Consider the following 7769-nt stretch of genomic DNA (forward strand, 5'->3'; position numbering starts at 1 on the left):
GAAAACAATTGAGTATAAAGTAAAATAGATTGCAAGAATGTTGCTTGAATCATTACAAGACAGAAACTTCCCATCTTCCATTCAAATTGATACTCAATGAAAATCAAAGAGTAAACTAGAAAGCTAGTCGCAGGTTGCTCAAAGCACAGCTTTGAGGTTTCAGATAAAACTGACGTGGTTTGAAGAGATTTTCGAAGAGTATGACAAATAAAAAACGAACAAGACCTACTTCCTATCACGAAAGCTAGATCTCATTCGTCAAAATGATATTACCAAGTCTGGTTTATCCATTCATTGAAACGTGAACATGGTCATAGTGGTTTTCTGTCACACTACCGCGGTCTGGCATTGGATTCCAAGTGTTAGCTGGCCCATATTTGCTATCGAATGGAGCATAGAAACGTTGTTTCCAGATGATGTAACTAATGCCGCGGCTGGCCATATTTTGAATAGCGTATTCCGCAATCTTATCCCCTAGTTCTGAGCTTTCTGGTACAATAAAGTCAATAGCCAAACCTTTTCCGTGATCTCCACTGTCTCCTGGACGGTAACCACTAAAGAATGTGATGCCAAACAAGTTGGCAATTTCTTCTTTAAAGGCAGCCGTTTGTGGTTGAAGGCCTGCATTTTCAGATTTCGCTACTGCAAGTCCAGCATAATCAGGCGCAGCTGGAGCTGTGTAAGTTGTTGAAACTATCTTCGTCTCTTCTGGTTGATAAGTAGAAACTGTTGGTGTAGCTCCATTTGATGATGCTACTTCTTTTGCTTCTGAACTTGTTGCAGTTGTTTCAGGAGCTTTTTCTTCTACTGGTGTTGTAGTTGCTTCTACTGCTGATTCAGCTTGAGTGCTTGCTTGAGTTTCATCTTTCTCAGCTGGAGTCATTGCCTGAGGAGCTGCTTCTGCAACTGCACTACTTGTTTCGGCTGTTTGCTCCTCTGGGACAGAAGTTCCTGTAGATGGTGTCACTTCTTCTGTAGCAGTCACTGTCTCTGTAACTTCTGAATTTGATGAGACTTCTTTTGGCGCTTCTGCAATTGGTTGAGAAAGATCTGCAACTTGAACAGTTTGATCATCTACAGTCACTTGATTGGTTGTCAAATCTGCTGTCGCAGTTGTCACTTCTTCATTAGAGTCTGCTTGGGGTGTTTGGATTTCAACTTCCGTTACTTCTTCTACTTCATTGACAGTCGTTGTCAAAACAGTTTCTGGGAAAATCAAGTCCATATTAGTGATTTTATTCAAATTCGCAAGAACTGTGACATCTACACCCAAGGCTTCTGCAATTGTGCTCAAGGTATCACCATACTGTACTGTATAACTTGTTTTGTTGTCCGTTTTAGTCAAATCATTTTGGATTTGCTCAACACTACGTGCAGTCCAAAGAACTTCTTCTGCTTGAGTTGCCAATACTGGGGCAAATGACAAGGCTACTGTTGAAGCTAATAATATTCTTTTCTTCATTCTTTCCTATTCCTTTCAAATGAGTACCTGTCTATGATAACACAAAAAATGCAGAAAAAAAGCCCTCTCGGGCCTATTTAACAGAACTGTCTATTCCTTGTAACAAACTCTGTTACTTGAAACAGTTTGTTAGGTCTCTGTCACAAAACTGACACAATCTTTTTATCGCTTAGCCTTAAAAAAACGGGAAATATCTGCTAACGCTTGAATCCTGTGATTTCCTTCATAAGTCGACTCTAAAAAGTTGATACTTTGAATCCCACTATTCTGGGCAAATTCCACATCCAGAGTCCGGTCCCCTATATAATAGGTGTTATCAGGATTCAGCTGATACTTGTCTAGCAAATATATAGCCGCTTCTGGACTTGGCTTCCGCGTAAAGCCACTCTGACTGGTTAAAATCTCTGTAAAATAAGATTCCAAACCCAAGTCTCTGAGAATGGTAAGAGCATTGTCTCCCTTATGAGTGTAAACAAACTGCTGAATTCCTGTTTGGTCTGCCCAATTCAACACCTCACGCGCACCTGGCATCAAAACTACCTGAGCATTCTTCTCAGCCAGACTCTGTGCACGCACCTGATTTAGCATTTCCACATCCAGCTTTCTCTCTTCCGCAACTTTCTCCAACAAATCCTGCACAGAATACTTGAGGATAAACTCTCTCACCTTCTCCTTATCATAAGGAATAGAAAATTGAGCATAGGTCTCCTCAATCCCTGATAAAATCGCTTCGTAAGAGTCCAATAAAGTCCCGTCTAAATCCCAAATAAAAGCTGTTTTTTGCATTTCCTATCCTTTCAAGCTCATATAACGCTGGTAACGATAACGTAGAAATAACCAGCGAAAACCATTATCCAAGAGAGTCCCTGCCCAAATACCAGACAAGCCCCAACCAAGCACAATCCCCATCAGATATCCTGTTCCAATGCGGATACACCACATTCCTATACTTGTCGCATAAAAGGGAAGCCGAGCATTGCCCAACCCCTGCCAGACTGCTGTATAGATGACTGTTCCTATCGTCATAGGAGTACCAAGTAGTGAAAAAAGTGTCACTAGCACACTAGCCTCCACCGCTAGAGAATCAGTCGTATAGAGATGAGTTAGTGGTATACCCAAAGCATAGATACTGAAGGTCAAGGGTAACATGAGGATCAGAGAAAGCCAAAAAGTTCGCTTGCTTAAATTAGCCACTTTTTTCCAATTATCCTCCCCAACTGCTCGGGCCACTATCATGACCGTTGCCGTAGCTACGCCAAAGGCAGGCATATAGTTAAACTGGGTCAAGACTTCTCCGACTGCATTTCCAGCCACTGCCTCCGTTCCAAAAGAAACGACCAAGGCAATGATCACGACATCACCAGCCCGCATCATAAGCCGCTCTCCAGCTGCTGGCAAAGCTAGGGTCAATAGTTCCTTATCTAAACCAAAAATCGGTTTCTCAAAAGGCAGCTTTAATTGCGACCACAAAATCACAAGACCAACCAAACGAGACAGAATAGTCCCCCAAGCAACACCCGCTATCCCCATATCCAGTACAAAAATAGCTAGACTGGAAAAGAGAATATTCAAGGCATTGGATAAAAAACTAACATAGAGGGGCAAACGTGGATTATGCGTTGCACGAATCAAGGAACCAAGACTGGTCATCAAGCCCAAGAGAACAATCGATCCGCCTACCAAAGATAGATACAGTCCACCACTCTCAGCTACAGCCCTCTCCGTTCCCAATAGTCCTATCATCTCTTTCCCAGCGAAGATGGACAAAAATCCTAAAAGGAAACTTAAGAGTAAGGTAATCTTCAACGCCTCAGTCACATGATAGGCTAGCATAGATTGATCCTTCTGCCCCAAACTTTTTGAAATAACACTGGAAATAGCAGCTCCCAGAGCGATGAAAATCGCCTGGTAAATCGTGATAATATTGCCAGCTACTGATACACCCGAAATAGCTATCAAGCCCAAGTGGGCTACCAAGTAACTGTCCGCCATTCCCATGAGCATCTGCAAAAAGTTTTCACCCATAGCTGGTAAGGCAATATTAAGAATATCTTTATTTTTCTTAAACAATCTCTCCTCCTGATGAAAAGAAACTCAGTTGGTTTCCCAACCGAGTTTACTCCCTCTGTCTTAAAGTCCTAGATAAGCCTCAACCGCTGCTTGCATGTCAGTAGCTGCCACTGTTGTCTTGTGACGAACAGGAGCTGTTTCAAGCCCATCAACTGCTGGCGGCACTGCCACTCCTGAAATATCATGTAATTGAGCCAAGGCTTCAAAGTCGCCAAGCCCTGATTTTCCAGTCACAGCTTCTACTACAACCACTGGGAACTTGTATGGACTAGCTGTTGAAGCAATCACTGTCTTAGTCGCATCCCCAGTAGCCGCTTGGTATTTTTTATAAACTGCTGAGGCAACCGCCGTATGTGGATCCTCGATATAAGAATCTGACTCATAAACACGTTTGATTTCTGCTGCAGTTTCTTCCTCAGTCGCATATTCAGCCGCAAAGAGATCAAGAATCTCTGCATCAAAATCTGTCAACTCATATTGTCCTTGCGTGTTCAAGGCATTCATGAGTTCAGCAGTCTTTTCAGCATCATTACCCAAAAGATGGAAAATCAAGCGCTCCAAGTTTGAAGACACCAAAATATCCATAGATGGACTAGTTGTTACCTTAAACTCACGTTTCTTATCGTAAACACGTGTCTTGAAAAAGTCTGTCAAAACATTGTTGTCATTTGAAGCACAGATCAATTTGCCAACTGGGAGACCAATTTGCTTAGCATAAAAGGCAGCCAAGATATTTCCAAAGTTTCCTGTTGGTACTGTGAAGTTGACCTTATCACCAGCCACAATCTCACCAGTCTTAACCAACTGAGCATAGGCATAAACATAATAAACAATCTGTGGCACCAGACGACCAATGTTCATAGAGTTTGCAGATGAAAATTGCAACTTGTTGGCCGCTAATCTTTCACGAAGAGCCCCATCGTTAAACATATGCTTCACATTTGTTTGGGCATCATCAAAGTTACCATCTATTGCGATAACATGAGTATTACCACCAGTCTGAGTGGTCATTTGCAACTCTTGTACCTTGCTGACACCATCCTTTGGATAAAAGACAATAATCTCAGTACCAGGCACATCCGCAAACCCCGCCATAGCAGCTTTCCCCGTGTCACCAGATGTCGCTGTTAAGATGACAATCTTGTTCACCAAACCATGCTTCTTAGCAGCTGTTGTCATAAAGTATGGCAAAATAGACAAGGCCATATCCTTAAAGGCAATCGTTGAACCATGGAACAGTTCCAAATTGTATTGACCGTCTAATTTCACCAAAGGCGCTATAGCTGGAGTATCAAATTTACTATCGTAGGCATTGTTGATACAGTAGTCCAACTCTTCAGCTGTAAAGTCATCTAAAAATGCTGACAAAACAATCTTAGCAACTTCCTGATAAGAAGCAGCTTTCAATTTGTCAAAGTCCAAATCTACCTTTGGATAAGTAACCGGTGTAAACAAACCGCCGTCCGTCGCCAAACCTTGCAAAATAGCTTGGCTAGCAGTTACTGTATTGTTGGCATCACGCGTTGATTGATAAACTAATGTCATTACTCTCTATCCTTTATCTATAGTCTCTTCCATTATATCATGATTTTTCAGAAAATTCTCCCTTTAGTAAGAGAAATTATAGGCTCAATTCTTCTTTCAAAGGCTGTAGGTAGGTCATTTCTTTCTTATTTCTCATCTTCAGTCCTTCCTCGGCTAGCAGGAGTAAGTCTTTGGAAAATCCAATAATCGCAGTTTCTTCCTGATCTGTAAGCTTTTTCTTAGAAAATTGTCGTCTTAAAAATTTATAATTTCGCCCAAATTCTTTAAAGAAAGGTGCTGTTTCTAAGTAAGCTTCTAACTTATCTAAATTAACTAATAATCCCAAGTGAAAGGCAGCAGAAGCGAAGGTTTTATCTAGAGGCTGAGTACACACACTACGAAACTCAACTGTTCCTCGAGTCGTTAAGTCTTGGTACTGGTAACTACGATGAGTTTCAAAATCCTTCTCTTGAGGGTAAATAAGAATCTCATCCCCATTAAGAGCATATGCTTGGATTTCAGATGTAGCCAAATAGTCCCTAGCCTGAATGGGATAAAAATAATAGGTTTGTCCATCACGTTCCGCAGTAAAAATCGCAGAATGATCGAGATAGTCAAAAAAATCATCTTCATCATCAAAAAGTCTAGTATTAACCCCAACATTCTCTGGATAGATGCCATGCATCGATTCTTCCCAGAAGATGTCCCTTGAAATTTTTGTATCCCAATCCGCACCTGTAAACTCAGAATTGGCAAATACATAAGCCTTAGCCGCTTCAATTTGAGTAAAAGCATTAATCACCCGCAAGTAGTTGGTTTTTGAAATATCCAGCTGAACCTGGCTCCCACAGATAAAAGTACCATATTCAGGGAAATGATGTAAATCTGATTTAATAATATTTCTACTCAAATTCAAATAATCCATCAACATCTGATAGCGTGGATAAGCCACTGGACAGTTCTCATTCTTATCCCAGTTAGGATGAATGCCACAGCCAACAATAGCATGATTTGATTCACTTAATTTTCTCTGAATTACATTCATATAATTATTAAAACGATTCTCTACCTCTTGAATCTCTTTAACCTTACCAAACGCAAATTCAATCGTAGTATAGGAAACTTCAAACAAAATAGCATCCTGACTTATCGGATCTACTAACTGGATCAGATTGCCAAAATCATCTACCTTTGCTACGGTGAGATCCAAAGTAGAAACTAAATAATGAAATAGATCCTTTATAACTTCAACATCTGTAGCATCCCCTTCTAAACTTGCAACAGGATACTCCAACTCAATTCCGACAAACAATTCAGGATTTTCTTTAATATTTTTCAAATACCGATGTTTTAATAAATCGATAGAACAAGACATACTCCCCTACACTTTCTTAATCTAAATAAAATTTGAATAACTACTATTATACCAAAAATAATACAAAAAAGGAACGAAGATTAACTACGTTCCTAACGCTATACTATACCGGCGGCCGGGGTCGAACCGGCACGTCCTTGCGGACACTGGATTTTGAGTCCAGCGCGTCTGCCAATTCCGCCACGCCGGCAAATAGTAACTGGGGTAGCTGGATTCGAACCAACGCATGAGGGAGTCAAAGTCCCTTGCCTTACCGCTTGGCTATACCCCAATAATATAAAATAGGCGAGTGATGGGGATCGAACCCACGCATGCCAGAGCCACAATCTGGTGTGTTAACCACTTCACCACACCCGCCATAATTCTATTAACACGGGCAGTAGGAATTGAACCCACACTGAAGGTTTTGGAGACCTTAGTTCTACCTTTAAACTATGCCCGTAAAATGGAAGGGGAGGGATTCGAACCCCCGAACCCGAAGGAGCGGATTTACAGTCCGCCGCGTTTAGCCTCTTCGCTACCCTTCCAAAATATATAAATGGCGCGAGACGGAATCGAACCGCCGACACATGGAGCTTCAATCCATTGCTCTACCAACTGAGCTACCGAGCCTTATTGCGGGAGCAGGATTTGAACCTACGACCTTCGGGTTATGAGCCCGACGAGCTACCGAGCTGCTCCATCCCGCGTTAATATAAAAGGAGGATGTGGGATTCGAACCCACGCACGCTTTTACACGCCTGACGGTTTTCAAGACCGTTCCCTTCAGCCGGACTTGGGTAATCCTCCAAAATAGTTTATACGGGAACAAACCCGTGTCCTCTTAGTGAAAAGATAATGTTTCAATTCTCTAGTAATGGACTAAACACTATGGGCACGAGTGGACTCGAACCACCGACCTCACGCTTATCAGGCGTGCGCTCTAACCACCTGAGCTACGCGCCCAAGTTAAAACTTGGTACAAAGAACAAAGTTCAAAGCGGGTGACGAGAATCGAACTCGCGACAACAGCTTGGAAGGCTGTAGTTTTACCACTAAACTACACCCGCTAAAATGGGAGTTAACGGGATCGAACCGCTGACCCTCTGCTTGTAAGGCAGATGCTCTCCCAGCTGAGCTAAACTCCCTAGAGCTAAGCGACTTCCCTATCTCACAGGGGGCAACCCCCAACTACTTCCGGCGTTCTAGGGCTTAACTTCTGTGTTCGGCATGGGTACAGGTGTATCTCCTAGGCTATCGTCACTTAACTCTGAGTAATACCTACTCAAAATTGAATATCTATTCAAATCAAGAAAACCGTTCGCTTTCGTATTCTCAGTTACTTTGGATAAGTCCTCG

General features: G+C 42.1%; 5 protein-coding genes, 11 tRNA genes and 1 rRNA gene. All 17 read right to left on the reverse strand.

The annotated features are described in order from the left end of the window. Window positions 1-283: 283 nt before the first annotated feature. Complete coding sequence (locus HT736_RS10900; RefSeq protein ID WP_054393247.1) at window positions 284-1462, reverse strand: LysM domain-containing protein; 1179 nt, start codon at window positions 1460-1462, stop codon at window positions 284-286. Between the two features lie 162 nt (window positions 1463-1624). Next, window positions 1625-2248, reverse strand: coding sequence for an HAD family hydrolase (locus tag HT736_RS10905; RefSeq protein WP_050223655.1), 624 nt, complete (start codon window positions 2246-2248; stop codon window positions 1625-1627). Window positions 2249-2251: 3 nt separating this feature from the next. After that, window positions 2252-3532: an MATE family efflux transporter gene (locus HT736_RS10910; protein WP_050223656.1), complete on the reverse strand. Its 1281-nt coding sequence runs from the start codon at window positions 3530-3532 to the stop codon at window positions 2252-2254. 60 nt (window positions 3533-3592) lie between these two features. Then, window positions 3593-5077, reverse strand: a complete 1485-nt coding sequence (thrC, locus tag HT736_RS10915; RefSeq protein ID WP_050223657.1) for a threonine synthase — start codon at window positions 5075-5077, stop codon at window positions 3593-3595. A gap of 76 nt (window positions 5078-5153) precedes the next feature. Continuing rightward, a complete protein-coding gene (locus HT736_RS10920; RefSeq protein WP_050223658.1) occupies window positions 5154-6431 on the reverse strand; it encodes a glutamyl-tRNA synthetase in 1278 nt (425 codons plus the stop codon). A gap of 106 nt (window positions 6432-6537) precedes the next feature. Continuing rightward, a tRNA-Leu gene (locus HT736_RS10925) sits at window positions 6538-6621 on the reverse strand. A gap of 9 nt (window positions 6622-6630) precedes the next feature. After that, window positions 6631-6702, reverse strand: a tRNA-Gln gene (locus HT736_RS10930). Window positions 6703-6715: 13 nt separating this feature from the next. Further along, window positions 6716-6788 (reverse strand) — tRNA-His (locus HT736_RS10935). Between the two features lie 14 nt (window positions 6789-6802). Then, window positions 6803-6873 (reverse strand) — tRNA-Trp (locus HT736_RS10940). Between the two features lie 4 nt (window positions 6874-6877). Further along, a tRNA-Tyr gene (locus HT736_RS10945) sits at window positions 6878-6958 on the reverse strand. 12 nt (window positions 6959-6970) lie between these two features. Beyond that, window positions 6971-7043 (reverse strand) — tRNA-Phe (locus HT736_RS10950). Between the two features lie 3 nt (window positions 7044-7046). Further along, window positions 7047-7120: transfer RNA gene (locus HT736_RS10955), tRNA-Met, on the reverse strand. 10 nt (window positions 7121-7130) lie between these two features. After that, window positions 7131-7220 (reverse strand) — tRNA-Ser (locus HT736_RS10960). 82 nt (window positions 7221-7302) lie between these two features. Continuing rightward, a tRNA-Ile gene (locus tag HT736_RS10965) sits at window positions 7303-7376 on the reverse strand. Between the two features lie 33 nt (window positions 7377-7409). Continuing rightward, a tRNA-Gly gene (locus HT736_RS10970) sits at window positions 7410-7480 on the reverse strand. 5 nt (window positions 7481-7485) lie between these two features. Beyond that, a tRNA-Val gene (locus HT736_RS10975) sits at window positions 7486-7558 on the reverse strand. Between the two features lie 4 nt (window positions 7559-7562). After that, a 5S ribosomal RNA gene (gene rrf / locus HT736_RS10980) occupies window positions 7563-7678 on the reverse strand. Between the last annotated feature and the right edge of the window lie 91 nt (window positions 7679-7769).

The organism is Streptococcus sp. 339 (assembly GCF_013277285.1).
Lineage (GTDB): Bacteria > Bacillota > Bacilli > Lactobacillales > Streptococcaceae > Streptococcus > Streptococcus pseudopneumoniae.